The organism is Hymenobacter sedentarius, from assembly GCF_001507645.1.
In the GTDB taxonomy this organism is placed as follows: Bacteria; Bacteroidota; Bacteroidia; order Cytophagales; family Hymenobacteraceae; genus Hymenobacter; species Hymenobacter sedentarius.
On sequence record NZ_CP013909.1, the window covers coordinates 1,853,110 to 1,877,490 of the forward strand.

The window sequence follows — 24,381 nt, forward strand, 5'->3', positions numbered from 1 at the left end:
AGCGGGCCAGGTGGTCCGCTCGTTTTAATTGGGGCCTTTTTATCGTCAGGTTACCCGGTTCTTTGAAAAGCCACTTACCGGAACGCCGGCATACATCAGGCGGGGCGGTTCAGGGGCAACCCCACCGAGAAGGTCGTGCCCTCTCCTTCCTGGCTTTCGACGCCGAGGGTGCCGCCGTGGCCCTGGGCGATGATGTCGTGGCTCAAGGAGAGGCCCAGGCCGGTGCCTTCGCCCGTGGGCTTGGTGGTGAAAAAGGGCTGGAAAATCTTGGCTTTGACATGCTCGGGCATGCCCGTGCCGTTGTCGGTGACCTGAATTTGCACCTGCTGATTCAGCACAACCGTGCGCACGCCGACCTGGGGCTGGTAGCCGGGCTCACCTTGTTGCTGGCGCTGGCGCACGGCGTAGAAGGCGTTGGTGAACAAGTTGAGCAGCACCCGCCCCACGTCGGCGCCCACTAGTGTGACCGGCGGCAGGTCGGCCAAGAAGTCCGTCTTGAGGGTCGCGTTAAAGCTCTTGTCTTTGGCCCGCAATCCTTGGTAGGCCAGGCGCAGGTACTCGTCGCATAAGCGGTTCAGGTCGGTAGGTTCGCGCTCGCCGGCGCTGCTACTCGAGTGCTCCAGCATGCCCTTGACAATGCCGGCGGCCCGCTGCCCGTGCTGGGTGATTTTCGACTGGTTCTGGCTCAAGTCTACCAGCAAATCGGTCAGCTCCTCCTTTTCAGCGGTCGGCAAGGCGGTAGCGGCGAGCAGTTCCTGCGCTTCCTGGCACAACTCAGCCGAGACTTCGGAGAAGTTATTGACGAAGTTGAGCGGGTTCTGTATCTCGTGGGCGATGCCGGCCGTGAGCTCGCCCAGGCTGGCCATCTTCTCTTTCTGGATGAGTTGGGCCTGGGTCGTGCGCAGCTCAGTCAGGGCCTGGGTGGTTTGGTCGCGCTGGGTTTGGATTTCGGTTTTCTGTAGGTGCAGCAGGGCGTTGGCGCGCTGCTGGCGGCGGTTGCCACGCCAGAGCACGAAGCCCAGGCCCGCCAGCAAGGCCAGCACCGCCAGCACCGACCCGAGCACCCAGCGCTGGCGCCGGGCGCGGGCTGCGTCCAGGGCCTGGGCCTGTCGCAGGCCGGCAATGCGCAGGGTTTGGGCCTGTTGGGCCTGCTCGATTTCGTATTGCGACACGTGCAGCCGGCCCTGGGCCGCGCTGAGCGTGTCGCTCAGCCCCAGGGCGGCCACGGCGTACGCCGCGGCCACGGCCGGCCGGCGCTGCTGCTGGTAGAAGCGGGTGAGTTCGCGCAGGTACGCCAGCCGCTGCGACGTAAAGTGGCCCTGTTGGGCCCGGCGGTACGCCGTCAGCCAGTGAGCTTCGGCGCGCGCGGCGTCGCCGGTGGCCTCACAATACCGCGCCCAGGTGGCGTCCAGTTCAAAGAGGCCCAAGTTTGCAAACAGGGGCAAATGCAGGGAATCGTCCAGGTGCTGGGCCGTGCGCAGCAACGGAACAGCTTCGGCTGGGTGCCCCTGAGCCAGTAAGATGGCACTTTTCATCAGGTATGCGGGCGCCAGGGCCCTTTTATCGCCTTTGGCGCTGGCGATGCTTTGGTCGAGGGCGCTCCAAGCAGCAGGGTAGTCGCGCAGTTGCAGGTGCACCTGGGCCAGAAGTTTGGATCGGTAGAAAGGCGAGGGGCCTTGCTGGCTGCTACGCCCGGCCAGGGATTGCCGCAGATAGTACAGCGCCTTTTCCGGATTGCCCCACTCGCCGTACGCCTGGCCGGCGGCCGCCAGCCAATTGCGACAGACGTGCCGGTTGTAAGGACGAATCATCTCCGCACCTTGTAGGAAATGGCCAACGGCTTGGTTGTGGTCGCCGGCCGCGGTAAAGTACCCCCCGAGCGCACTATGGCACACGGCCATGCCAGCGGCATCGCCCCGCTGGCGGCAGGTGGCCAGCTGCGTCTGGTAGTAGTCCCGCTTCGCTGTCTGGTGCGCGGGCGAAAAGAGGTAGCGAATGAAATACACCAGCATCGGCTTGGGCCGGTGGAGGCGGTCGAATTCGGCAATGGCCGCCTGCAGGCTGTCGAGCGCGGGACCCAGGGCGTTGTTTATCCGCAGCTGTTGCCCGGCCGCCTGCAGGCGGTATGCCCGCGCCCCGGGACGATGGTGCCGGGCAGTGAGCACCGCCGCTTCCGTCGTTTCCTCCACTTTGGTTTTGGCCTCGTTCCAAAGGGGGCATACATCGACCAGATGAATCAGCGTGCGCAGGCGAGCCGTGTCGGTGCGTTGGCCGGCCAGCACCCGGCGCAAGGAATCGGGTGGAGCTTCCCAGTAGCGGTGGCGGGCATCAACCTGGGCAGTTGTTTGCGCCATTGCGGGCCCGCCCTTCCACAGCAACAGCCCAACGACAAGCCAACAGGCCACCCGGGGCAACGAGAGAAAAACCATTTGCTAATGAGGTAAGGAGATGGTGAATGCGGTGCCCTGCCCTTCCTGGCTGTCGACGGTAAGTGTGCCGCCGTGGGCCTGAGCGATGATGTCGTAGCTCAAGGAAAGGCCCAGGCCGGTGCCCTCGCCCGTGGGCTTGGTGGTGAAAAAGGGCTGGAAAATCTTGGCCTGCACCTCGGCCGGCATGCCGATGCCGTTATCCGTGACCCGGATGGCGACGTGTCCATTCACGCGCGCGGTCGCCACGCTGACGGTGGGCGCGTAGCCCGCCTCGCCGGTCTGCCGGCGCTGGTGCACGGCGTAGAAGGCGTTGCTGAACAGGTTGAGCAGCACCCGGCCCAGGTCGGCGCCCACGGCCTCGACCAGCGGCAGGCCGGGCACGAAGTCGGTTTTGAGCGCGGCGTTGAAGGTTTTGTCCTTGGCCCGCAGGCCCTGGTAGGCCAGGCGCAGGTACTCGTCGGCCAGCTGGTTGACGTCGGTGGGGGCGCGCTCGCCGGTGCTCGTGCGCGAGTGCTCCAACATGCCCTTCACGATGCCGGCGGCGCGCTGGCCGTGCTGCGTGATTTTCACCAGGTTCTGCTTGAGGTCGCCCAGCAGCTCGGCTTCCAGTTCGGCATCGCGGGCGGGCTTGGCGTGCTCTTCTTCCAACTCGGCCACCAGCTCGGCGCTGACTTCGGAGAAGTTGTTGACGAAGTTGAGCGGGTTTTGAATCTCGTGGGCGATGCCGGCCGTGAGCTCGCCCAGGCTAGCCATCTTCTCTTTTTGGATGAGCTGGGCTTGGGTCGTGCGCAGCTCCGTCAAAGAAGTATCGAGTTGGTCGCGCTGGCCTTGTAGGTTGTGCTTCTGCTCGGTGACGAGTTGCTTGAGCCGCTCAGAGCGGCGGAAAGCGGCGTAGAGGACTGCGGCCAGCGCTACCAGCAGCGCGGCCCCACCGAGCACCGCCCACAGCACCAAGCGCTGGCGCCGGGCGCGGGCGGCCTCCTGCACTTGGGCCTGGCGCAGGCCGGCGATGCGGGCCTGCTGGGCCTGCTCGGCGCGTTCGGCCTCATAGCCGGCCACTTGAAACGCACCCTGCTGGGTGCGCAGCGAGTCGCTCAGGGCCAGGGCGGTGCGGGCGTAGCGGCCGGCGGGCTCCGTTTGTCCCTGATGGGCGTAGAAGTCGGCCAGGGCGCGCAGGTAGGCTAGGCGCAGCGGCACCGACTTAATGCCGCAGGCCTTGCCGTAGGCCGCGAGCCAGGCCGTTTCGGCCCGGGCGGACTCGCCGCGGGCGGCGTGGTAGCGGGCCCAAGTGGCGTCCAGCTCGATGGTGCCGTAGGAGGGATTGCTCAGGCCCAGGTGGAGCGAATCGGCCAGGTGCTGGGCGCGCGCCAGCAGGGGGCCGGCCTCGGCCACGCGTCCCATGTCGAGCAACACCGCGCTTTTGACCACCTGCCCATAGGCCTGGACCCGTGGCACTCCGTAGGCGTAGCTGCGGGTAGTGTCGGTGGGGGTGCCCACCAGGGACAAGTTGGCGTGGCGCAGGGCGGCGGGGTAGTTGCCCAGCTGGCGGTAGGCCTGGGCGATGGCCCAGTTCGGGTAAGCGTTCCGGTCGAAGCCGTCGCGGCGGGGCAACGCGTGTTGCAGAACCACCCTCTGGCGCAGGAAGTGCAGGGCCTTGGCCGGGTTGCCCCAGTCCGCGTAATAGGAGCCTGCTACGCCCAGGTCGTTAAACTGGTGGTACCGGTTGTAGGCGCGGGCTTGGTCGGCCGCCCGCAGGTAGTAGCTGATGCCTTGGTTGTAATCTCCCCGCCGCACGTAATAGCCCCCCAGGGCCCGGTAGCAGGGGTACAGGTTCTCCGGCATGTTGCGCCGGCGGTAGTAGGCCGCTTGAGCGCGGTAAAATGTCAAGCGCTCCTCGGGGGATTCGAGCTCCCTGAGCAGCCCCCCAATTCTGTCAACCACCTCGGGCGCGGGCCGTCCTAGCCGGTCAAACGCAGCCAGCGCTGCCCGCGCCGTGTCAAGTTGCTGGGCGAGCGGCGCCTTCGCCTCGGCCAGGGCCAAACCGGCCGCGCACAGCCGGTAGGCGGGAGCGTCGGGCCGCCGGAGCCGGTGAGCCAGTTGGGCGAGTTCCCCGACACTCGCGCGTGTTTCCGCAGCAGAGGTAAATTCCCCCACATCCCGCAGGTGCTGCAACAGGCGCAAGCGGGCCGTGTCGGTGCGTTGGGTGGCCAGCACCCGGCCTAGCGAGTCGGGGTTGGCTTCGTAGTAGCGGTAGCGGGCCAGGCGGTGGGCCGGCGTCTGGGCCAGCGCCGCCGAAGCGGCCGCCAGCCAGAGCAGGGCCAGTAAAAAGAAGTAGCGCATGGGAGCAGGGGCCACGCCGCCAGCCCGGCGCGGAAGTGGAATTAATTAAAGGGAAAGTTGAGCTTTGAACGGGTAAGCTACAACTCAATATGAGGATTTGCATCGATATAGCGGATTGACAATCAAAGCTTCCGAAATGCCCGCTCTACCCGGGGTGTTGGCTCCGCCAATCGCGCAAAAAGAAACGAGCGGGCCAGATGGTCCGCTCGTTTTGGTTTTAGCAAATTGGAACCTAGGAACGGCGCCCGCCTTGGCTTGTCCTTACGCGTGGCTACCTTGTGCGCGTTCCTACTTTCTTCTGCACGCTTGGCCATGCTTCCAACCCTTCCCGACGACGAAGCTGACCGGCTCTTCAGCCTGCGCTCTTTTGAGGTGCTCGCCGCTTTGGCCGAGCCCGTGTTTGAAGAGTTCGTCGTGTTGGCTGCCCGTCTGTTCCAGGTGCCCATCTCGCTTTTGTCCGTGGTGGAGGAAGCCGACGTGCATTACCCAGCGAACGTGGGCATGCCCGGCCACCGCCAGCAGCCCCGTGCAGAGGCCTTGTGCTCGACCGCCATTGTGCTATCCCGGGCCGTGGTGTACCACGACGTGGCGCTGGAGCACTACCCGGAAATTCCAGCCGAAGCCCTGCGGGCCGCTGCAAAAAACCACGTGCGCTTCTACGCAGGGGCCCTGTTGCTGCTGCCTGACCAGCGCCCGCTCGGCACGCTGTGCCTCATCGACCGCGAGGCCCGGCCCTTTACCCCCGATGAACAGCGCATTCTGGAACTACTCGCGGGCCTGGTTAGCCGCACCCTGGCCCTGCGCCACCTGTGCCGCGGGCGTTTGGCCAAGGGCGAAGCCGACTGGGCACAGCTGAGCGCCGAGCTGCAGGAAGAAATCGGGGCCCTCAACGCGCTGGTGCGCTACCTGAACGCCCGCAACGGCAGCCGAGTGCCCGTGCCCACGGCGTTTCTGGCCCAAGTAGAGGGCCGCATGCACGACTTGCAGGAGGTGCTGGAGGCCAACCGTTTTTAGTTTATTAAAGAAATACCCAGAAAAAAAGCGGGCAGCACGCCGCTTCCTTCGAAGGACACGTTCCTCTTTGGGGGGGCATGCCCAACGTGCGGCAGGGAGCCGCCGCGCAGCTGCTGTATGAGCCGCTGCACCCGGGAGAGGTAGGACCGAGCCGGGGAGTGTCGGGGAGCTGGCACCCACACCAGACCGCGCAAGTTTGGTGTGCTGGACTATGGGGCGAAGGCCAAATCAAGCGAACGTGCACAGCATCCTTTGCCCGAGTGGGCGAAACCGCTGCGGTTGGGGCTAGCCGCCGGTCAGGACTGGCGCTTGAGCTGCTGGACGGCAGAGGTAATTTGCTGGTGCAGGGCCTGGGCCGCCACAATGGCTTCTTCCCGGCTCGAGGCTTGGTATGCCAAGGCGGCGGGGGTATCGGGGGCCTCTTCCCATTGCAGGAGGCCGGCGAGGGTGTCGAGGCGTGTGAGGGACCCGGCGATGGCGGTGTAGATGTCGTTCCACAACGCCGACGCGGGCGCCGTGGTGCTGCCCAGGGCGCCCTGCAGGTCGAGCAGCAGCAGGGCCACGTCGGCCAGCTCGCGCATTAATGCGGATTCTTCGGGGGCCAGAATACGGGGCTGGCGGTCGATGACGCACAGGGTGCCTATGGCCTCGCCGGTGGCGGTTTGCAGCGGGAAGCCGGCATAGAAGCGTAGGCCGAGGTCGCCTACGGCGGTGGGGTCTATGAGGGTGCAGGGCTGGTCGGCCAGGTTTTCAAACACGGTGGCTTCCTCGTTGAGAATGGCCACGGAGCACAGGCTTTCCTTACGGGGCACGCGTTCGGGCACTTCTTCCAGGCCCGAGTTGCCGCGAAACCAAACGGTGTCGGCCTCTACCAGCGACACCAGGGCAATGGGCACCCGCAGCAGCTTGCCGGTGAGGCGCACGAATTCATCAAAAAAGGGCACGTCGCCGCTCACTTGGTAGGCTTGCAGGGCCGCGAGCCGCTGGTCTTCATTGGAGGCAAGCAGGTGAGCAGGGGTAACCATGGAATGAAACGGGCGGAAGCGGAGGGTGCCGTGGGGTAGCCCGCGGTAAAAGTACAACGCGGGGACACGCCGGGCCGCCTCCGTGAAGTAACACGAAAAACCTAACCGACGTGCTCGATCCAAGCCGTGGCTTCGGCTTCGGTTTCGAAGCGGCGGAAATGCATGGACCCGACGTTGGCCTCCTGTACAATCTGGCCCATGACGAGGCGGGTGAACACGTTGTGGGACATGACGACGGCGCCGTATAGTCCGTCGGGGTGCTCGGCGGCGGTGTCGCGCCAATGGGTTACTATCCAGGCGACTTCTGCGGGCGTGCAGGGGGCCAGCAGGCGTTGGTCGGTGAGGAAGCGGTGCCAGCGGTTGAGCTCCAGCAGCCGGCGCACCTGGGTGAACAAGGCCTGCAGCTCCGCTGGTTTGGGCGTACCGGCATTGAACCGGATGAGGGCGTAACCGTCGGGGTGCCCATAGAGGCAGCCGAGGGCGTTTTTGAAGTACAGCCGGGGAGTAGCAGTGGTCATTAAAGTGCGTAAGGGGACAGCGGGCTACGGCGAGCGTACTTGGTGAGTTACCGGGCTGCGGTCCGGGCATTCACTAGGGTTAGGCCGCCGCGCTCATGCCCTGGCGGCAGGCCTGCTCGCAACGACGGCAAGCTTCGGCGCACTCCTGGCAGTGCGGCATGTGGGCGCCGTGCTTCTCGCATTCGGCGGCGCAGATGCCGCAGATTTCGGCGCACTCGCGCATGACGTGCTGGGCGTGCTCGGAGCCGCGGGCCACGAAGCGGGCCGTGATGGCGCAGATGTCGGCGCAGTCGCGGTCGATGCTGATGCAGCGGGCCATCATTTGCACGTCCTGCTCTTGTAGGCAGGCGGTGGCGCAGTGCTCGCAGGCGGCGATGCAGGCATTGAGGGCGTCGAGGAGGGCTTGGTTTTGCGCGTGCACGGGTGCGGGGGCTTAGTGAAAGAAAAGTTGGGACAATTGTACGGGTTAAGCCGCACGCCGTTGAGGATAATGCGCATCTTAATGCAACAGAATGCGGGCATCAATGGTCCAGGTTGGGCCTTACGGCCCCCTCCTTCCGGTTCAACCATACTCTCTTATCCAGCCGGCCTTTACAGCAAGCGCTGACTTAAATGAGTCGGGGCTTTTCGTGCACTTCTCACCATGGACAAGCCGATGCTGGCGTGTGGTGCGAGTCCGTCGGCAATTGGCAAGGGGCGATGCTGTGGGTATCTGTGTGGCGGCTGCTAACCTCATGTGGTTGCTTTTCTGCCCAACGGCCGGTGGGGCAGGAACTGCTAGCAAGCGCCGGGCGATACATTAGCTGTCAACCTCTTCGGGCCTGCGGGTGCTATATTGCCGCACACACTCTTCCTTCTTTTTGCTATGACAACTGAAACCGACACCACCCGCGAAGCGGCGCGCCTGCAGGCGCTCAAGCGCTACAACATCCTGGATACGCCGGAAGACGGCAGCATGAACCGCCTGACGGGGCTGGCAGCCAAAGTCTTTAACATGCCCATTGCCCTCATCAGCCTAGTGGACGAAGACCGCATCTGGTTTAAGTCGCGCTACGGGCTGGATGCGGAGCAGATTGACCGTGACCCCGGCCTCTGTGCCTCGGCCATTCTTTCCGATGAAGTATACATAGTGGAGGATGCCCGCCAGGACCCGCGCACGCTGGCCAACCCGTTGGTGGCGGGCGAGTTCGGCTTGCGGTTTTATGCCGCGGCGCCGCTGCAGACCCACGACGGTCACCAGCTGGGTACGTTCTGTGTCATCGACCAGAAGCAGCGCTACCTGAACGAAGCCCAAAAGCTGATTCTGCAGGACATGGCGGCTATTGCCATGGACGAGATTGAGCTGCGCCTGGCCGCGCGGCTGGCCGCGCAGGAAAATGCCCGGCAACTGGATGAATTGCGGCAGCAACTGGCCGACAAGGCGAAGTAAGCAGCAAGTGCGGGAAAGCAGGCCTTGGGTGGCCAGGGGGACGCTTAGGGCAATTGCCGCAGCCAGTCCTGGGCCGTTTCTTCGGAGTCGAACAGACGGTAGGTAAGGGCGGCGGCCTTGGCCTCAGACATTATCTCGCTCACGGAAAGGCGGGCAAAGACGTCCTGGGGGAGCACCACGGCTCCGTAGATGGTGTGGGTGCCGCGCTGCTCGGCCGTGAGCCAGTAGTCGACTATCCACTGGCTTTCCTCGGGGGTGTAAGGGGCCAGCTGACGCTGGTCGCCGAGGAGCTTGTGCCAACCGCGCAGGCGCAGCAGCTGGCCCGTGTGGGTGAGGAAGGCCTGGAGGTGGTGGAGTTGGCGGGCGCCGGGCTCGTAGATGACGTGCGCGTAGCCATCGGGATGTTCCATTACCCGACCCACGGGGTTGTTGAAGTAAAGCCGGGAGGCGGGAGCAGGCATGAGCAGCAACTTGGCAAACAGGAGGACAAAGGTAGGCAGGGCCGCATGTTAAGGTATAGAGTGGAAATAAAACGAGCGGGCCAGATGGTCCGCTCGTTTGCGTTATGGCACTGTTGACTTGCGGTGCGAACCGCTGGGCGTGGAGAAGCACAAGGGCATGTTTTAGCCGTGCTACTGTTGGAGAAAGGTCGATACCGCTTCTTTCCGTTTTGCTGATTTTGAAAAAAAAGAATAATTCAGGCATTTAAACTGAGCTATTCTTTTTTTAAAACGTGTTTGGGAATTTAACAGAACGTCATGCTGAGCTTGTCGAAGCATCTCTACCGCTTCGTTGAACGGCCCAACCGAAGCGGTAGAGATGCTTCGACAAGCTCAGCATGACGTTCGGAAAGTGATTTTATCAAAATCCAAACACGCTCTAAGTCCAGCGCCAGGGCAGTCTGCGGCTAGAGCGTAACGGTGAGGGTGGCGGTGAAGAAGGAGCGGCCGGAAGAATCGTCCTCAGGCAGCACGTTTACGGGTTGTAGGTAGCGGTAGGCCACTTCGGCCGAAACCTTGCCGAGGGTATAGGCCACGGGCAGGCGCAGGCCGTAGCTGAGTAGGGTGAAGCGAGAGGCGTCGGTGCTGGTGGTGGCAGTGCCGCTTTTGGTTTTGGGCTTTTTGTTGCCGCGCAGGATTTGCTGGGCGTCGCTGACCTGCACGAAGTCCTGGGTGCCGGCCACGAGGCTGAACTTGGGGGTGATGGTGAAGTAGTCGTTGGTGGTGAACACACCGTCGAGGTCGAAGGCACGGGAGTTGTCAAGCACCAGGAAGGGGTCGTGGGCATTGGAACCGAAGAGGTAGGAGCCGTTGAGCCGGGTGTACAGGATGCCCCAATCATAGCCCAACGCCGCATCAACGGAGTTGTTGACGGCCGGCTTGACCAAGGGGCATCCGGTCGGCCGGAGAGGGCGGCGCAGGTTAGGCCCAAATGCCCGTTCGGGGCTAGCAAAACGGCAGCGCCGCCGGCAGTGGGGCCTCCACCCACGCCTCGGGCGTGAACCGCCAGTGCCGGCCCGGGCCGCCGGTGGGCGCCACCGGACCCGTGCTTTCGGACCAGAGCAACTCGGCGCGGCCGGTGAGCTGCAGGGCGCGGCCGGCGGTCGGGTCGAGAAATAGTAGGCCGGCGGCATCGCACAAGGCAAAGTTGCCGAGGGAGTTGTACATGCTGTTGCCCGCGTAGTCGGGCACGAGCAGGCTGCCGGCGGCTTCGAATTGCACGAAGCCGGCCGGGCCGCCGCGGTAGGCCGTGTCGAGGGCCTGGGCGCCGTCGCTGCTGCCGACGAAGAACGAATCGGCCCGGCGCAGCCAAGCAGCCAGGTCGGGCGGGGCACCCGGGCCCGCGGTGCGCGGGGCCACCGAAACCACGCCGGCGCCGGGCAACGCGGCCAGATGGTCGGCCAGGTACTTGGGGCAGTTGAGAAACGCCTGGTCGATGTCGACCACCCACCCCGGCGCGGTGGCCCGGGCGCGGCCGTTCACCCGAAACCGCCACTTGGTGGGAAAGTCGATGAAGAGTAGGCTCACCGCCGGGTGCCGGGCCAGGTTGGCCCACAACACGTCTTCGCGGGCCGGCACGGCCAGCGCCAGGTCCAGGGCCAGCTGCGTGGGATGGGAGGAGCGGGCAAAGCCGGGCGTGCCCTGCACCGCCGACGTCCACACCCGCCCGGTGGCGTCGAGGGAACTGGCGATGACCAGCGGCTGCTGGCGGAGCTGCGCGGCAACGCTGGCCGGAATGGTGGGGCGAATAGCGGGGGCGTGGCGGTCGGCTACCGGCACTTCGCCAAGGCGCTGCTGCAACTGTCGTTCGCCCGCGTGGTAAGGGGAAGGTGTCATCGGGTGCTACAACTGCTAGCACCTGTCAAGGGTTGTGGCAAAAAAATGCCAACAACTGGTAAGCGGGCCTCCGACTGGTCGAAGTGCATGGCTGTGGCTGCTCAGTCGGCTGGGCTGCTTGAGTTGATTCAGGGGAAGCAGTTACATGCTGTGGGTGAGGGTGAATAGGATGGTGGAGCGGGTGACGCGCAAGGCCTCGGCGGGCTGCTGGGCGAGGTAGGTGTCGGCGACGTACTGGAGGAAGTTTTCCGTGCCGAGCTGGTGGAGCTGCTGGCTGGGTACGGTGAGGGGGTAGAGGTCGCGGCCGTGGAAGTCGCGCTGGAAGGTGAAGGTGATGGCGTCGGGGGTGGGAGCAGTGATTTTGACGGCGAGGAGGAATCGGACGTTGGTTTCGGGCTGCATGGCGGGGTTGGTAAGGGCTATTGGGTTGGGGGCGCGGGTGGTTGGATTACTTGCGTGGTAGAGATGCTTCGGCTGCGTTTCACTTCGCTCAGCATGACGTTCTTTTTTTCTTAATTCTACCCTGGAGCTGCGACGCTTACGGCCGGATTTGCGCCTTGGCCCTGACCGGCGGCCAGGCCGGCGATTGCCCACAAGCCCCCGGGCTGCTGCGGCGCCATCTGCGGGCGGGCCAGGCCGTGTTGGCCGACCGGGCCTACGACGCGGACTACGTGCGCGTCCAGATTGGGCAAGCCGGAGCCCAGGCCGTGATTCCAGGCAAGAAAAACCGAACGATACGCCTTGAGCACGAGGCTGAAATTTATAAAGATCGAAACCAAATTGAACGCGCCATCAACGGCATGAAACGCTTTCGAGCCGTAGCCACCCGCTTTGATAAACGGGCCGCCAATTATTTCGCTACCTGCTGCTTGATTGCCGCGCTAACGTGGCTCTAATTGTAAACACTCCCTAATTTTCGGGCATGGGTAAGGCTGGCTTGGCATGGTTAGATGCTCGGGTAGAAGAAGCTACTTTCGCCTCAGTTTGGGCCGGAACTTGGGCTGGCTAATTGGGCGAGGTCCTGCTGTACTGTTTGGCTGCCCGACTCCTTGATGAGGCGAATGTCGTGGGCGACGGCGAGGTGGGCGGGCTTGGCCTTTTGCAAGGCCTTGGAAACGGCTGCGTGGGGCATTTTCAGCGAGCGGGCAATGCTGGAAATAGCTCCGTGAGGTAGCAACGTTCGCAGGTCGGCCGGCGTAGGAATGGTTCCAAGTGGTTGCATTTTAGTTTTGTTCTGTTACCTTTGGATAGATGAGTAATGTTAAAATGTAGGTAATAGTTACTAAATGTTACAATATGGCTACACTGGAACGCAAGAAAATAAGCTCAGTTAGTCCGCTGCCGGAGCTGAGCATGGCGGAACGGCTGAAGGTGGTGCGCCAGGCGCGTGGGCTGACGCAGCAGCAAATGGCTGACTTGCTGAACGTGGCGCGGCCGACCGTAGCTCAGCTGGAAGGCGGGCGGCACCAACCGAGCAACGAGGTGCTGGAAACCATCGTGACGGAATTAAATGTCAGCCGCGACTGGCTGTGGTTTAACAGCGGCCCCATGGAGGATGGCGGTGCTCCTGGCGGCAATGTTATCCTGCTGGGCAAGTTTGCGGATGCCGAGTTCATCGACTGCCCGTTTATTCCGGTACCGGTGCGGGCGGGCTTCGTGGAGCTGGTGGCCAGCGAAGGCGACTATGGCCAGTTTGAGATGATGCGGATTTACAAGCCGAGCCCCGAGCTGCGCAAAGCCGGTACGCTGGTGTTTGAGATTGATGGTGACTCGATGGAGCCGCAGCTACGCGCCGGCATGCTGGTGGCGGTAACGCCGATTCCTTTTGAGGATATCAAGTACACGGTGAGCGGGGTGTACGTGGCCACCTTTGGGCACCAGCTCACGGTGAAGCGGATTAAGGATAATGACCTTCTGACCAAGCGGCAACTCGTGCTGCATTCGGACAACCCCAAGGCCGGCATGCTGACGGTGGCGGGGGAGGATATCCGCGGGTTGTGGAAGGTGGTGGATATTATTCGGGGGCGAGTAGAATAATTGAGAGAGCGGGAGAGACCGGGACACAAACCGGGACGAGTGCAGAGTGCCACTAATAGGTAGCATTGACCGGCTTGGAAGGGAGTTTTGGGATAATAAAGGTGGGTAAGCAAAAACCCGGTACTAACACCGGTGAAACCAGTGTTAGTACCGGTACAAACCCTGTACGCTTCCCTAAATAGCGTACGCGGCTAGCACTTTACAAAAATCCGTATGCAGGACCGTAGCAGTACTGCCAGCTCAACTCAAATCGGCTGGAAACGACGAAAGCCCGGGCCGGAATCAAATTGATTCCGGCCCGGGCTTTCTATCGGTTTGGCTCAGAGGCTTAGCTCAGGCCGCGCAGTATCTGGTCGACGCTGGCAATTATTTAGCGGCCAGCTTGAAGGAGGCTTCCTGTACGTCGCGCGAGTTGCCGCCGACGAATACTTTGAAGTCACCGGGCTCGGCCACAAACTTCAGGTCGTTGTTGTAAAACTTGAAGTCGTCGGGCGCCAGGCGGAAGGTGAGGGTTTTGCTCTCGCCTTTTTTCAGCATCACTTTCTGGAACCCCTTCAGCTCCTTCACGGGCCGGCTGATGGAGCCTACCAAGTCGCGGAGGTAAAGTTGAGCTACTTCCTCGCCGTCGTAGTTGCCGGTGTTCTGCACCGTCACTTTTACTTCCAGCGTCTCGGTAGGGGCGAGGGTGGTTTTGCTGAGCGTGGGCTTGCCGTAGCTGAAGGTGGTATAGCTCAGGCCGTAGCCGAAGGGGTAGAGCGGCTCGTTGCTCACGTCCAGGTACCGCGACTTGTACTTGTCGAGCTTCTCGCCGCCGAAGGGCCGGCCGGTGTTTTTGTGGTTGTAGTAGAGCGGCACCTGGCCCACCACCTGCGGGAACGTAGCCGTGATTTTGCCGCTGGGGTTGTAGGCACCAAACAGCACGTCGGCAATGGCGTGGCCGGCCTGGGTGCCGGCAAACCACGTTTCGAGGATGGCGTCGGCGTTCTGGTTTTCCCAGGGCAGGGTCATCGGGCGGCCGTTCATGAGCACCAACACCAGCGGCTTGCCGGTTGCTTTCAGGGCCTTGAGCAGGGCCAGCTGCTGGCCGGGCAGGCCGATGTCGGCGCGACTGGCCGCTTCGCCGGTCATGCCCTGCGACTCGCCCACTACGGCCACTACCACGTCGGCGCCCTGGGCTACTTGCACCGCTTCGCGAATCATGTCGTCGGAGGAGCGTTTGTCGAGCTCCAACTCGCCGCCGTGGGCGTTGAGGCGCTCGAGCATCTGGGCATCGTCGGCGATGTTGGCGCCCTTGGCGTAGGTGATTTTCAGACCGGGCGCGGCGGCGCGCAGGCCTTGCTCTACCGAGACGGCCTGCTTCCAGTCGCCGGCGCCGCTCCAGCTGCCGATGACGTCGCGCTGGCGGTTCGCCAGCGGGCCAATCAGAGCGATGCTGCCGGTCTTTTTCAGGGGCAGGGTATTGCGCTCGTTTTTGAGCAGCACCATGCTTTTGCGGGCAATGTCGCGGGCGGCGGCGATGAATTCGGGCTTCATCAGGGTGCTGGTGGCGCGCTGCGCGCTCACGTTGCGGTACGGGTCCTGAAACAGGCCCAGTTTGTACTTCGCTTCCAGAATGCGGCGACAGGCGGCATCCAGCTGGGCCTTGCTCACGGCGCCGGATTTGATGTTGTCGGCCACGTTTTTCAGGAAAATCTCGCCCACCATGTCCTGGTCGATGCCCGCGTTCAAGGCCAGCGCCGACACCTGGGCGGCGTTGCCCATGCCGTGCTCCATCATTTCATTGATGGCCGTGTAGTCCGTCACCACGAAGCCCTTGAAGCCCCACTGCTTGCGCAGCAAATCGGTCATGAGCCACTTGTTGCCGGTGGCGGGCGTGCCGTTCACGTCGTTGAAGGACGACATTACCGAGCCCACGCCGGCGTCGACGGCGGCTTTGTACGGCGGCAGGTACTCGTTGTACATGCGCTGCAGGCTCATGTCGGTGGTGTTGTAGTCGCGGCCGGCCTCGGCGGCGCCGTAGAGTGCGAAGTGCTTCAGGCAGGCCATCACGGTGTTGTCTTTGGTCAGGTCGTTGCCGGGGCCCTGGTAGCCGCGCACCATGGCGCGGGCAATGCGGGAGCCGAGGTAGGGGTCTTCGCCGGCGCCTTCGGCAATGCGGCCCCAGCGGGCGTCGCGGGCAATGTCGACCATGGGCGAAAACACCCAATCGAGGCCGTCGGCGGTAGATTCTTCGGCTGCGATGCGGGCGCTTTGCTCCACGGCAGCCATGTCCCAGCTAGCGGCCAGCCCCAGCGGAATCGGGAAAATGGTGCGGTGCCCGTGAATGACGTCGTAGCCAAACATGAGCGGAATATGGAGCCGCGACTCCTTCAGCGCCATTTCCTGCAGTTTGCGGATGGCCACCGGCGTGAAGGTATTGAACACCCCGCCCACCAGCCCCTTGCGGATGTTGGCGTCCACGTCCTTGCTCACCACCGGCCCGGTCACATCAAAGCCCACGGACACCAAGTTGAGCTGTCCAATTTTTTCGTCCTGCGTCATTTTGCCCATCAGGCCGTCGATGAATTGCTTCATCTTTTGGTCAGCGGTTGGTGCGGCAGCGGGCTTCTTCTGGGCCTGGGCGGCGGGGCTGGCTAGTAGCGCCAGGGCGAGGGCAGCGAGGGGGATTCGTTTCATGCGGAGTGAAAGAAAGTGTTGATTTGAACGGCATAGAGACGCGACACTTCGCTTCTCTGTCGTTGCTGATGTTGTTAGTTGTGCGCGGTTATTATCGTTCAACGAGGAGACGCGAACCGCAGGTCGGCGTAGCCAAGTGTCGCGTCTCTGCATTGTTCGGCCTGCTACTTCGCCAGGGTTACCGGCGTGCGGGTCGAAACCCCGTTTTCGTTGATGGCTTCAATGGTGAAGTAATATGGCCGGTCTTTGTCCATGCCTTTGAAGTAGTAGTCGTTGGCGCCGTGCACCATGATGCAGCTGTAGAGCTTGTCGGGGGCGAGGCCGGTGTAGATGTTATAGGCGTAGGCCTTGTCGTTGGGAGCCCACCTGAGCCAGGCGCTGCGCTTGTCTTTTTCCGTTCGCAGCACCACAAAGCCTTTCACGGGCGTGGGCTTGGCGCCGCTGCCTAGGCCGAAGACGCGCAGGCCACTGATGGCGAATTTGCCGGTGGGCATGTGCACGTTTTCCAGCTTTAGGAAGCGGGTTTTAATTGGCGCGGGCAGCTCAATATAGTCATGCGGCACATCGGTTTTGTTCCGGCTTTTGTCGACCAATACCTTCCACGTTTTGCCGTCCAGCGAGCTGTAGAGCTTGTATTGGTGATAGACGCCTTTTGATTTGCCCAGGAAGGTGGCGTCCTGGTCGGCGTAGTTTATCTGGATGGCGCGCACGGTGCTCACGCTGCCCAGGTCGGTCTGGATGTATTCGCCGGGGTTGGCCGTGGCGGCGCTCCAATAGGTTTTGATGCTTTCGTCGACGGCGTAGTTGGGCAGGTAGCTGCCGAGCGTGCTCGACACCCGCACCGGGCGCTGGTAGTTGAGTAGCATCCAGCCCGTAAACTGGGGCTGCAGGTGGTCGGCCGGGCCGTTGGGCAGGTAGTGTGGGTAGTCGCCGAAGGTGGTGTTGGTGTAGAGCGTGCCGTCGGCGTCGAAGCCGGCGGGCCACAGGCCCAGGCGCCGCTCAAAGTTGTTTTTCACGTTGATGACCGTTGTGGACACGTGCCACCAGTTGGCCCAGGCATCCTGAAAGGTATTGCCGTGGCCGGCGCCCCGCACAAAGCCGCCGGGCTTGTAGGCAAATGGATTGTGCGGCTGCGGTGTGAACGGCCCCAGCGGCTGGTCGGCCACCTGCACGCCATCGGCGTAGCCGCTGAATTCGGTGCCAGGTGCGCCGTATTGCAGGTAGTACCGCCCGTTGTGCTTGGTCATCCAGGCGCCTTCCATAAACGGGTCGAGGAAGGTATTGTCGAGGTATTCGCCGAAGCGCTGCCAGCCAAACTGCTTGTCATTCAGCCCAAACATGGCCTTGGGCTCGCCGATGGGCTGGAAGGTTTTGCGGCTAATTTGCTGGCCGTACAGCGGGAATTCGTTGCTGCTGCCCCAGTAGAGGTAGAGCTTGCCGTCGGTGTCGAGGAAAAAATCGGGGTCCCAGGCCCCAACCTGAAAGTTGTGCACTGCTTCCTTCCAGTCGTCGGATTTGGGGTTGGAGCTCATCCAGATGGGAAAGTTCTTCTCGTGCGTCGAGCCGTACACCAAAAGTGTATCGCCGAGCACGAACACGGCCGGGGCGCATAAGTCGTCATACACCTTGTGCTCAGGGCGCAGGAAGTGGCGGGGAATGAACTTCCAGTGGTTCAAATCGTGGCTCCACCAGTAGCCCCACTGGTTGGTCGAGAACAGGTAGTAGTCGCCCTTGTAGCGCGTGATAACCGGGTCGGCGGTGGCGCGGTGCCGGCCGGCAGTGGCAAATCCCGGAATAGGCGTGTAGCCGTAGTCCAGGTTGAGCGGGTTGCAGTAGGTGCGGCGGGTGGGCGCGGGGGTGTTGGGCTGCGCCTGAGTGGCGAAGCTGAGAAGCGTGAAGAGACTGAAGAAGCTGAGGATTCGGAGCATGTAAGGAAATTCGTCTATCATCCTCATCTGTCATCCTGAGCGCAGCGAAGGAACTTATCACAACCGCGCCGGCTGAATTACTGCAAGTTGTTCAGCGGCGATAGGTTCCTTCGCTGCGCTCAGGATGACAGACGTTATTTGGTGTTTATTCTGGCGTTATCGGGGTTTACTTCTTAAGCATCGGGCTCTCAAACCCCAGCTTGGTCAGCCCGCGCTGTACGTCGGGTGAGCTCATAAAGAGCTTCCACAGCAGGCCCGAGCGGTAGTTCTCAATCATGCCCACGATGGGGCCCTGGTCGATGGCCAGGTAGGATTTGGCGTGCCAGTTGTGCTGTTCGCTGAAACCGTCCACGAAGCCATATTCACCCCAGATATTGTCGCCCAGGTCGTTATAAAAGTGCTTCAGCGCGCGCATGGAATGCTCGGGCGTGTAGGGGAAAGCCGAAAGCGCGGCCGTGGGCGAAATCACGCCCAGGTCTTCCTTGGGATTGTGGGCGGCGTAGCCTTGGTAGCTATCGGAGGCAGTGAGGCCCCAGGTGTTGGGGCCGTAGCCCTTGTACTTCTTGGGATTGTCGACGCAGTAGGCGTAGTTGATGAGCGTGTGGTTCTGGTTTTGCTGCCAGTAGTCGGCGTACTGGTCCTTGAGGCCGTGGGGGTTCAGGCCCAGGAAAGAGTAGTGCGTGAAGAACAGTGGCCCGCCCATGTCCGGCCCTAGCGGTAGCTTGATGCCGTAGTATTCCTTGCCATTCTTAAACTCCGGCCCGGTAGCCCAACCCTGGTCGTAAACGGGCTTGTCGATGGCGTATTTGGGCGAGGATGCGGCCAGCACGTAGGTAATGAGGCACTCGTTCCAGCCGTGAATCTGGTGGTTCATGCTCCAGCCGTTGTTGGGGCTCCAGTGCCAGTAGAGCACGTTTTGGCCGCCCTGGGTGTGCCAGTTCCACTCCACGTTTTCCCACATCCAGAGAATGTGGTTGCGCAGGTCGCGCTCCACCGGTGTTTCGGCGGTGAAGTACTGGCGGGCGCAAATCAGGCCTTCCATCAGAAAGGACGTTTCCACGATGTCGCCGCCGTCGTCCTTGGCCCCGAACTTGATGACCTTGCCGGTGGCGCCGTTCATCCAGTGCGGAAAGACTCCATGAAAGGCGTCGGCCTTTTCCAGGAAGCGCACCATTTTGTAGATGCGCGTGGCGGCTTGCTCCCGTGTTATCCACTTGCGGTCGGCCGCTACAACGATGGCCATGATTCCGAAGCCGGTGCCGCCGGTGGTCACTACCTCGTTGCCGTAATCGTAGGCCACGTTGCTGCGCTCGCGGGCCATGCCCGATACCGGGTGCCCGAAATCCCAGAAATACCGAAACGTCTGCTTCTGCACCAGGTCCAGCAGCTGGTCGTCGGTGAGGTTGCGCGGGCGCTGGCGCGGGACAAACTTGGCCGTGGGCGCGTCTTTTTTCGGTGCGGGCTTCGGCTGGGCTTGCAGGAAGCCGGGCAGCAGAAGCAGCAGATACAGGAGGAGTTTTGTGTTCATAGGTCAATATTCAAATGCAATGAAATTGAACGCCATGCTGAGCTTGCCGAGGCATCCGCCGCGCCACCTGTCATGCTGAGGCACGAAGCATCTTATCACGTTCGAACCAGTCGTTCCTTGGTGATAAGATGCTTCGTGCCTCAGCATGACAAGCGTGAGGTAGAGATGCTTCGGCAAGCTCAGCATGACGTTCTTCTCATCTTAGCAAAGCTGCAAACGCTAGTACCCCGGGTTCTGCGTGAGCTGGCCGCCGCTCAGGTCAATCTGGGGCTGGGGAATGGGGAAAATCTCATTCTTGCCTTTCACAAACGTCTTGCCCTGGGCGGCGAAGAGTGGCACAATGCGGCCGGGCTGCACGCTTTCCTGGCGCACGAGGTCGAAGAACCGGTCGTGCTCCAGGGCCAGCTCAACCCGGCGTTCCTGCCAGATGTTGGCCAGGGTGGCGGCTTTGGGGCCGAGGCCGGCACGGGCGCGCACGGCGGTGAGGCCGGTGGTGGCTGCGGCGGTGTTGCCTATCTGCACGGCGGCTTCGGCGTTGATGAGCAGGATTTCGGCGTAGCGCAGCACCCGGATGTTCTTGGGCAGGAAGTCGCTGTTGCCGCAGTTGGGCTCCTTGGTGCGGCTGTGGTAGGCCTTGTAGCTGTAGCGGAAGTTCTCCACCGAGTCCTTGCTCGGGATGCGGAAGCCGTCCCAGAGCACCGTGCCGGTAGAGCGCTGGCCGGCCGGGGCGGTGGGCTGAATGAAGATGATGCTGCCGGCGCGGCGCACGTCGCCGGGCTCGTAGGCATCGGCCAGCTGCTGGGTCGGGTTATTGAATCCGAAGCCCAAGTCAGCCCAACCGCCTTTGCCACCCGAGCGCGGGCCCTGGCTCACGCTGTACAGCTCCACCGCCGAGTTGTTGCAGGCCGAATTGATGCCGGCTTGCACCTCAAAAATGGATTCGGAGCTGTTGGCGCCCACTGTACGCCAAATGTCGGCATACGTGGGGTAGAGGGCATAGGCGCCCGACTTGCCCGTGATGATTTCGTTGGTCAGGTCGTAAGCTTTCTGGTAGTTTTTCTGGTAGAGGTACACCTTGGCCAGCATGCCCTGGGCCGCGGCTTTGGTGGCCCGGCCGGTTTCGGTGGCGCCTTTGAGGGGCAGGTTGGCCGCCGCAAACTCCAGGTCGCTGATGATGAGGGCGTAGATGTCGGCCGCCGTGGCCCGCTTCTGCAGGTCCGGGTTGTTGATTTCGGACGTGGCCGGTACTTTATCCAGCTTGGGCACGCCGCCAAACAGGCGCACCAGGTTGAAGTAGAAGTAGCCGCGCAGGAAGCGCACCTCGCCGAGCAGCCGGTTCTTCACCACATCGGCGGCGGGGCTGAGCGGGATTTTGTCGAGGGCCTGGTTGGCGCGCGAAATGCCCTGGTAGTAGCCGTTCCAGGCGTTGTTGATGGTGCCGTTGGACGACGTTACGGTGAAGTTGTCAATCGTGAGGGCGTCGTTATAATCGCTCGGTGTGCTGCCTTTGTCGGCGTCGTCGGAGGCAATGTCGGTGAGGATGACGAACTGCAGGCCGTGAATGTCGGGGCCGAAGCCACCCAGGTACATGGCGTTGTACACGCCGTCTACCAGCTTTTGGGCGGCGCCGGGGTCCGTGCGGATGGCGTCTTCGCTTAGCTGGCCTTGCGGGGCCACGTCGAGAAAGTCTTTGCAACCGCTGACGAGGGCCAGCGACAAGGCCAGTGCGGCCGTGCCGGCACGGCGGGTAAAGGCGTAAGAAAAGGTTTTCATCGGCTTACGTTATTTAAAATTGACATTCAGCCCCAGCGTAACGGTGCGGCTCGTGGGATAGGTGTTGGCTTCGATGCCCGAATCCAGGGGGCCGCCGGCCAGTTCCGGCGTGAAGCCCGTGTACTTGGTGGCCGTGAACACGTTTTGGGCTGCGGCAAACACCCGGACCGAGGCCAGGTGGGCGCGCTCCAGCGTGGCGGCGGGCACCGTGAAGCCCAGCACCAGGTTGGTGAGGCGCAGGTAGGAGCCCGACTCCAGGAAGTAGGTGGAGTTGGGCATGCCGCTGTTTAGGGCCCTGGGGTTAGTGGTGGAGTGGTTGGAGGCCGTCCACCGGTCGTTGGCGAAGCTGGCTTCGATGTTGTCGGTGCTGGTGGTGCGCAGCTGCTTTTTGGCGTTGTACACCTTGTTGTTCAGGTTGCCCGAAAACACGAAGGAGAAGTCCACATTCCGGAAGTTCAGCCCACCGTTGATGCCGTAGTATACCGGCGGCTGGTAGGAGCCGAAGTAGCGGCGGTCCTTGTTGTCGACGATGCCGTCGCCGTTGGTATCGGCATACTTCAGGTCGCCCACTTTGGGGTTGAAGGTCGATTTGGGTCCGTTGGTGATTTCATCGGCACTCTGGTACACGCCAATGGCGTCGAGCAGGAAGAAGCTGCCGGCGGCCACGCCGTTGTCGGACTTGGTCACCAGGTTGGTGCCGCCAAACAAGGCCTGGCCACCGTTGAGGTTGGCAATGCGGTTCTTGTTGAAAGTGACGTTGGCGCCGAGGTTGTAGGTCCAGTCGGTGCTGGTGCCGATAGCGGCGCGCCAGTTCAGGGCTGCTTCCACGCCGCGGTTGGTGATGTCGGCCGCGTTGGTGATGTACTGGTTTTCGGGGTCGCCGAAGATGGCCGGAATGTTCACCGGAATCAGGGCGTTGGTGGTGCGCTTGTCGTAGTACGTCAGCTCACCGGTCAGGCGGTTCTCCAGGAAGCCGAACTCCACGGCGGCGTCGTACTCCGTGGTGGTTTCCCAGCGCACGTTGCGGTCCTTAATCTGTTTGATGGCCGCGCCCAGCACCGGCTGGCCGTTGAACACATACGGAATGTTGGAATCGGCCGTCAGGATGTAGGAGTCGGCCGGAATCTGGTCGTTGCCGAGCTGGCCGTAGCTGGCGCGCAGCTTGAGGTAGCTCAATGTCTTGTTGTCGCGCAGGAAGTCTTCTTCCGACACAATCCAGCCCAGGCCCAACGACGGGAAGAAGCCATAGCGGCGGTCGCGGTTGAACTTCGACGTGCCGTCGTAGCGCAGGTTGGTGGTGAGCAAGTAGCGGTTGTTGTAGGCGTAGTTGACGCGGCCCAGCAGCGAGAGGCGGCGGTCCTTGGCCGTGCTGGCGTCGTTCACCGCCGTGTTGGGGTCGCCAGTGTTCAGGTACCACTGGCTGGGGTCGGCGGGCACGTTTCGGCGGCTGCCCGAAAACTGGGCGCGCAGGCCTTCCTCGGCCACGGTGCCGGCCAGCAGCGTCAGGTTGTGCTTCTCGTTGAAGGTGCGCTGGTAAGTGGCCGTGTTTTCCCACAGGTAGCGGTAGGCATTTACCTGCGTGGTCGAGAGGCTGCTGCGGTCGTTGCGCTGGTTGCCGCCGCTGGTAATGAAGGTCTTGGCGTCGTTGGCAAACTGATAATTATATACGCGGCGGTTGTCGGCGTTCAGGTCCACGTTGATGGCCGAGCGCAGCGTCAGACCCTCAATGGGCCGCACGTCGAGACCGATGTTACCCTGCAAGCGGTTTTCGAGCGACTTGTTGTCGTTTTTCTCAATGTCGAGCACGGGGTTGCCCACGTTGCCAAAAGCGGCCGTGTTGCCGTAAAGGCCGTTTACCTTGGCTGGAATGATGGGCGCCGCCCGGTAGGCGTTGTTGTAGGCCGTGCCGATGTTCACATCGCGCGTGTCGGCGTGGCTAAACGAGGCCTGCGAGCTAATCGTGACCTTATCCGAGAGCATAAACGAGGTGTTCGAGCGTACCGTTAGACGCGAGAACTTGTTGTTAATGACCGTGCCATCGTCCTGCAGCAGGTTGCCCGAAAAGTAGTACTTCACGCTTTCAGTAGCGCCCGATACCGCCAGGTTGTGGTTTTGGTAGGTGCCCCGGCGCAGAATTTCGTCGTACCAGTTGGTAGTGCCCGAATAGGGCGGAATTACCGTATTGGGCGAGGTGTCTTTCAGGTAGTTTACGTACTGGTTCGCGTCGGCCATCTGCACGAGGTGGGCGGCCGTTTTGAAGCCGGCGGTGCCGCTGTAGCTGAGCACGGGTTTGCCCAGCTGGCCCTTTTTGGTGGTCACGATAATCACGCCGTTGGCGCCCCGCACACCATAGATTGCAGCGGCCGAAGCGTCCTTCAGCACGTCAATCGAGGCAATGTCGGCGTTGCTCAGGTTGCGGATGTCGGTGGTTTGCACCCCGTCCACCACGTAGAGCGGCTCGGCGCCGCCCAGCAGCGTGCCCGTACCCCGGATGCGCACTTTGGGCTGCGAGTTCGGCGTGCCGTCGCTGATGATTTGCACGCCGGCAATCTTACCCTGCAGGGCCTGGGTGGGCGTTTGCACGGGCTGGTTCACGATTTCGGCGCCATCCACGCGAGCCACGGCCCCGGTCAGGTCCTGGCGGCGCTGCGAGCCGTAGCCCACTACCACCACTTCGCTCAGCGCCTTGGCGTCGGGCACCAGCGCGATGTTGATGGTGGTTTGGGTGCCTACCACCACTTCCTGCGAGGTATAGCCCACGAAGGAGAAAACCAGCGTGCTGTTTTCGGGCACGGAGAGCGTGAACTTGCCGTCCATATCCGTCTGGGTGCCGTTGGAGCCGCCTTTGATGACGACGTTGACGCCGGGCAGGCCCGCGCCTTTTTCGTCAACCACGCGGCCGGTCACGGTAGCATCGGCGGGCGCGGCGGGAGCCGCAAGGGGCGCCGCCGGCCGCAGGATAATACCGTCGTTGACGAGCTTGTAGTTGATTTGGAGTGGTTCCAGCAGCTGGCTCAGCACCTGGGCCAGGGGCTGGCTCACGGCATTAACCGATACGCGGCGGCTGGCACCGATGAGCTGCCGGCTGTACTGAAAGCGCACGTTGGCCTGCGTTTCCAGCTTGCTAAGCACGGTGGCCATGCGTTCATCATTGGCCTGCAGCGTAACGAGGTGCTCCAGTACGGGCTGGGCCGCGGAGGCAAAGGCCGGCGAGATGCTCGAAAGCAGGCCCAATAGCAGGCCCGAGAGCAGTGCCAGGCGCTTAAGGCCGGGCAAGAGGGGTGGGAATTGTAGTCGAGTGGTCATAAGAAAAATGGTGAGTTGGTTCGGGAATCATTTGCTGCCCGC

The 24,381-nt window shown here is 62.5% G+C and carries 19 protein-coding genes; 4 read left to right on the forward strand and 15 right to left on the reverse strand.

Going from position 1 to position 24,381, the window contains the following annotated elements; translation table 11 throughout:
- Window positions 1-95: 95 nt before the first annotated feature.
- Entirely contained in the window at window positions 96-2,429 is a 2,334-nt protein-coding gene (locus tag AUC43_RS21535) for an ATP-binding protein (protein ID WP_233254131.1), read from the reverse strand.
- Window positions 2,430-2,432: 3 nt separating this feature from the next.
- A complete protein-coding gene (locus AUC43_RS21540) occupies window positions 2,433-4,769 on the reverse strand; it encodes an ATP-binding protein (protein ID WP_068191610.1) in 2,337 nt (778 codons plus the stop codon).
- 312 nt (window positions 4,770-5,081) lie between these two features.
- Here AUC43_RS21540 and AUC43_RS07655 point away from each other — a divergent pair, with 312 nt between their 5' ends.
- Entirely contained in the window at window positions 5,082-5,783 is a 702-nt protein-coding gene (locus AUC43_RS07655) for a GAF domain-containing protein (RefSeq protein WP_157780982.1), read from the forward strand.
- Between the two features lie 296 nt (window positions 5,784-6,079).
- Here AUC43_RS07655 and AUC43_RS07660 read toward each other — a convergent pair whose 3' ends face one another.
- The 3 genes from AUC43_RS07660 to AUC43_RS07670 all read right to left on the reverse strand — a co-directional run bounded on the left by AUC43_RS07660 (window position 6,080) and on the right by AUC43_RS07670 (window position 7,747).
- The gene (locus AUC43_RS07660) at window positions 6,080-6,808 is read right to left on the reverse strand and encodes a GAF domain-containing protein (RefSeq protein WP_157780983.1); all 729 of its coding nucleotides are present in this window, start codon (window positions 6,806-6,808) and stop codon (window positions 6,080-6,082) included.
- A gap of 101 nt (window positions 6,809-6,909) precedes the next feature.
- On the reverse strand, window positions 6,910-7,326 hold the full coding sequence (locus AUC43_RS07665) for a hypothetical protein (protein ID WP_068191618.1): 417 nt from the start codon (window positions 7,324-7,326) through the stop codon (window positions 6,910-6,912).
- A gap of 79 nt (window positions 7,327-7,405) precedes the next feature.
- Window positions 7,406-7,747, reverse strand: coding sequence for a four-helix bundle copper-binding protein (locus tag AUC43_RS07670; RefSeq protein ID WP_068191621.1), 342 nt, complete (start codon window positions 7,745-7,747; stop codon window positions 7,406-7,408).
- A 444-nt stretch (window positions 7,748-8,191) separates the two neighbouring features.
- On the opposite strand from AUC43_RS07670, the gene AUC43_RS07675 reads away from it, so the two are divergent.
- Window positions 8,192-8,755: a GAF domain-containing protein gene (locus AUC43_RS07675; RefSeq protein ID WP_068191623.1), complete on the forward strand. Its 564-nt coding sequence runs from the start codon at window positions 8,192-8,194 to the stop codon at window positions 8,753-8,755.
- Window positions 8,756-8,799: 44 nt separating this feature from the next.
- Here the strand turns inward: AUC43_RS07675 and AUC43_RS07680 are convergent, their stop codons facing one another.
- The 4 genes from AUC43_RS07680 to AUC43_RS07695 form a co-directional block, all read right to left on the reverse strand.
- Window positions 8,800-9,216 (reverse strand): hypothetical protein, encoded by a 417-nt coding sequence (locus AUC43_RS07680; RefSeq protein WP_157780984.1) that lies wholly within the window; start codon window positions 9,214-9,216, stop codon window positions 8,800-8,802.
- A gap of 446 nt (window positions 9,217-9,662) precedes the next feature.
- Window positions 9,663-10,142 (reverse strand): hypothetical protein, encoded by a 480-nt coding sequence (locus tag AUC43_RS07685; RefSeq protein WP_068191627.1) that lies wholly within the window; start codon window positions 10,140-10,142, stop codon window positions 9,663-9,665.
- 58 nt (window positions 10,143-10,200) lie between these two features.
- The gene (locus AUC43_RS07690) at window positions 10,201-11,091 is read right to left on the reverse strand and encodes a pyridoxamine 5'-phosphate oxidase family protein (RefSeq protein ID WP_082684975.1); all 891 of its coding nucleotides are present in this window, start codon (window positions 11,089-11,091) and stop codon (window positions 10,201-10,203) included.
- Between the two features lie 141 nt (window positions 11,092-11,232).
- Window positions 11,233-11,493, reverse strand: a complete 261-nt coding sequence (locus AUC43_RS07695) for a hypothetical protein (RefSeq protein WP_068191631.1) — start codon at window positions 11,491-11,493, stop codon at window positions 11,233-11,235.
- Window positions 11,494-11,543: 50 nt separating this feature from the next.
- Between AUC43_RS07695 and AUC43_RS07700 the strand changes: the two genes are divergently transcribed.
- Entirely contained in the window at window positions 11,544-11,987 is a 444-nt protein-coding gene (locus AUC43_RS07700; RefSeq protein WP_257721718.1) for a transposase, read from the forward strand.
- 83 nt (window positions 11,988-12,070) lie between these two features.
- On the opposite strand, the gene AUC43_RS20875 is transcribed toward AUC43_RS07700, so the two are convergent.
- Window positions 12,071-12,313: a hypothetical protein gene (locus tag AUC43_RS20875; RefSeq protein WP_157780985.1), complete on the reverse strand. Its 243-nt coding sequence runs from the start codon at window positions 12,311-12,313 to the stop codon at window positions 12,071-12,073.
- Window positions 12,314-12,387: 74 nt separating this feature from the next.
- Here AUC43_RS20875 and AUC43_RS07705 point away from each other — a divergent pair, with 74 nt between their 5' ends.
- Window positions 12,388-13,128, forward strand: coding sequence for a LexA family transcriptional regulator (locus AUC43_RS07705; RefSeq protein ID WP_082684977.1), 741 nt, complete (start codon window positions 12,388-12,390; stop codon window positions 13,126-13,128).
- A gap of 366 nt (window positions 13,129-13,494) precedes the next feature.
- On the opposite strand, the gene bglX is transcribed toward AUC43_RS07705, so the two are convergent.
- The 5 genes from bglX to AUC43_RS07735 all read right to left on the reverse strand — a co-directional run bounded on the left by bglX (window position 13,495) and on the right by AUC43_RS07735 (window position 24,339).
- Window positions 13,495-15,804, reverse strand: coding sequence for a beta-glucosidase BglX (gene bglX / locus AUC43_RS07710; protein WP_068191638.1), 2,310 nt, complete (start codon window positions 15,802-15,804; stop codon window positions 13,495-13,497).
- Between the two features lie 164 nt (window positions 15,805-15,968).
- On the reverse strand, window positions 15,969-17,732 hold the full coding sequence (locus tag AUC43_RS07715; RefSeq protein ID WP_068198379.1) for a family 43 glycosylhydrolase: 1,764 nt from the start codon (window positions 17,730-17,732) through the stop codon (window positions 15,969-15,971).
- Window positions 17,733-17,898: 166 nt separating this feature from the next.
- Complete coding sequence (locus AUC43_RS07720; protein ID WP_068191640.1) at window positions 17,899-19,260, reverse strand: glucoamylase family protein; 1,362 nt, start codon at window positions 19,258-19,260, stop codon at window positions 17,899-17,901.
- Between the two features lie 219 nt (window positions 19,261-19,479).
- Window positions 19,480-21,033, reverse strand: coding sequence for a RagB/SusD family nutrient uptake outer membrane protein (locus tag AUC43_RS07730; protein ID WP_071885842.1), 1,554 nt, complete (start codon window positions 21,031-21,033; stop codon window positions 19,480-19,482).
- Between the two features lie 9 nt (window positions 21,034-21,042).
- Window positions 21,043-24,339, reverse strand: coding sequence for a TonB-dependent receptor (locus tag AUC43_RS07735; RefSeq protein ID WP_082684978.1), 3,297 nt, complete (start codon window positions 24,337-24,339; stop codon window positions 21,043-21,045).
- Window positions 24,340-24,381: the final 42 nt, after the last annotated feature.

What these genes read in the sequence shown, in the direction of transcription:
- AUC43_RS20875 (WP_157780985.1), bottom strand. Translation starts at nt 12,313, where the DNA reads ATGCAACCACTTGGAACCATTCCTACGCCGGCCGACCTGCGAACGTTG.
- AUC43_RS07655 (WP_157780982.1), top strand. Translation starts at nt 5,082, where the DNA reads ATGCTTCCAACCCTTCCCGACGACGAAGCTGACCGGCTCTTCAGCCTG.
- AUC43_RS07705 (WP_082684977.1), top strand. Translation starts at nt 12,388, where the DNA reads ATGGCTACACTGGAACGCAAGAAAATAAGCTCAGTTAGTCCGCTGCCG.
- AUC43_RS07680 (WP_157780984.1), bottom strand. Translation starts at nt 9,216, where the DNA reads ATGCCTGCTCCCGCCTCCCGGCTTTACTTCAACAACCCCGTGGGTCGG.
- AUC43_RS07690 (WP_082684975.1), bottom strand. Translation starts at nt 11,091, where the DNA reads ATGACACCTTCCCCTTACCACGCGGGCGAACGACAGTTGCAGCAGCGC.
- bglX (WP_068191638.1), bottom strand. Translation starts at nt 15,804, where the DNA reads ATGAAACGAATCCCCCTCGCTGCCCTCGCCCTGGCGCTACTAGCCAGC.
- AUC43_RS21535 (WP_233254131.1), bottom strand. Translation starts at nt 2,429, where the DNA reads ATGGTTTTTCTCTCGTTGCCCCGGGTGGCCTGTTGGCTTGTCGTTGGG.
- AUC43_RS07695 (WP_068191631.1), bottom strand. Translation starts at nt 11,493, where the DNA reads ATGCAGCCCGAAACCAACGTCCGATTCCTCCTCGCCGTCAAAATCACT.
- AUC43_RS07730 (WP_071885842.1), bottom strand. Translation starts at nt 21,033, where the DNA reads ATGAAAACCTTTTCTTACGCCTTTACCCGCCGTGCCGGCACGGCCGCA.
- AUC43_RS21540 (WP_068191610.1), bottom strand. Translation starts at nt 4,769, where the DNA reads ATGCGCTACTTCTTTTTACTGGCCCTGCTCTGGCTGGCGGCCGCTTCG.
- AUC43_RS07720 (WP_068191640.1), bottom strand. Translation starts at nt 19,260, where the DNA reads ATGAACACAAAACTCCTCCTGTATCTGCTGCTTCTGCTGCCCGGCTTC.
- AUC43_RS07715 (WP_068198379.1), bottom strand. Translation starts at nt 17,732, where the DNA reads ATGCTCCGAATCCTCAGCTTCTTCAGTCTCTTCACGCTTCTCAGCTTC.
- AUC43_RS07665 (WP_068191618.1), bottom strand. Translation starts at nt 7,326, where the DNA reads ATGACCACTGCTACTCCCCGGCTGTACTTCAAAAACGCCCTCGGCTGC.
- AUC43_RS07675 (WP_068191623.1), top strand. Translation starts at nt 8,192, where the DNA reads ATGACAACTGAAACCGACACCACCCGCGAAGCGGCGCGCCTGCAGGCG.
- AUC43_RS07735 (WP_082684978.1), bottom strand. Translation starts at nt 24,339, where the DNA reads ATGACCACTCGACTACAATTCCCACCCCTCTTGCCCGGCCTTAAGCGC.
- AUC43_RS07660 (WP_157780983.1), bottom strand. Translation starts at nt 6,808, where the DNA reads ATGGTTACCCCTGCTCACCTGCTTGCCTCCAATGAAGACCAGCGGCTC.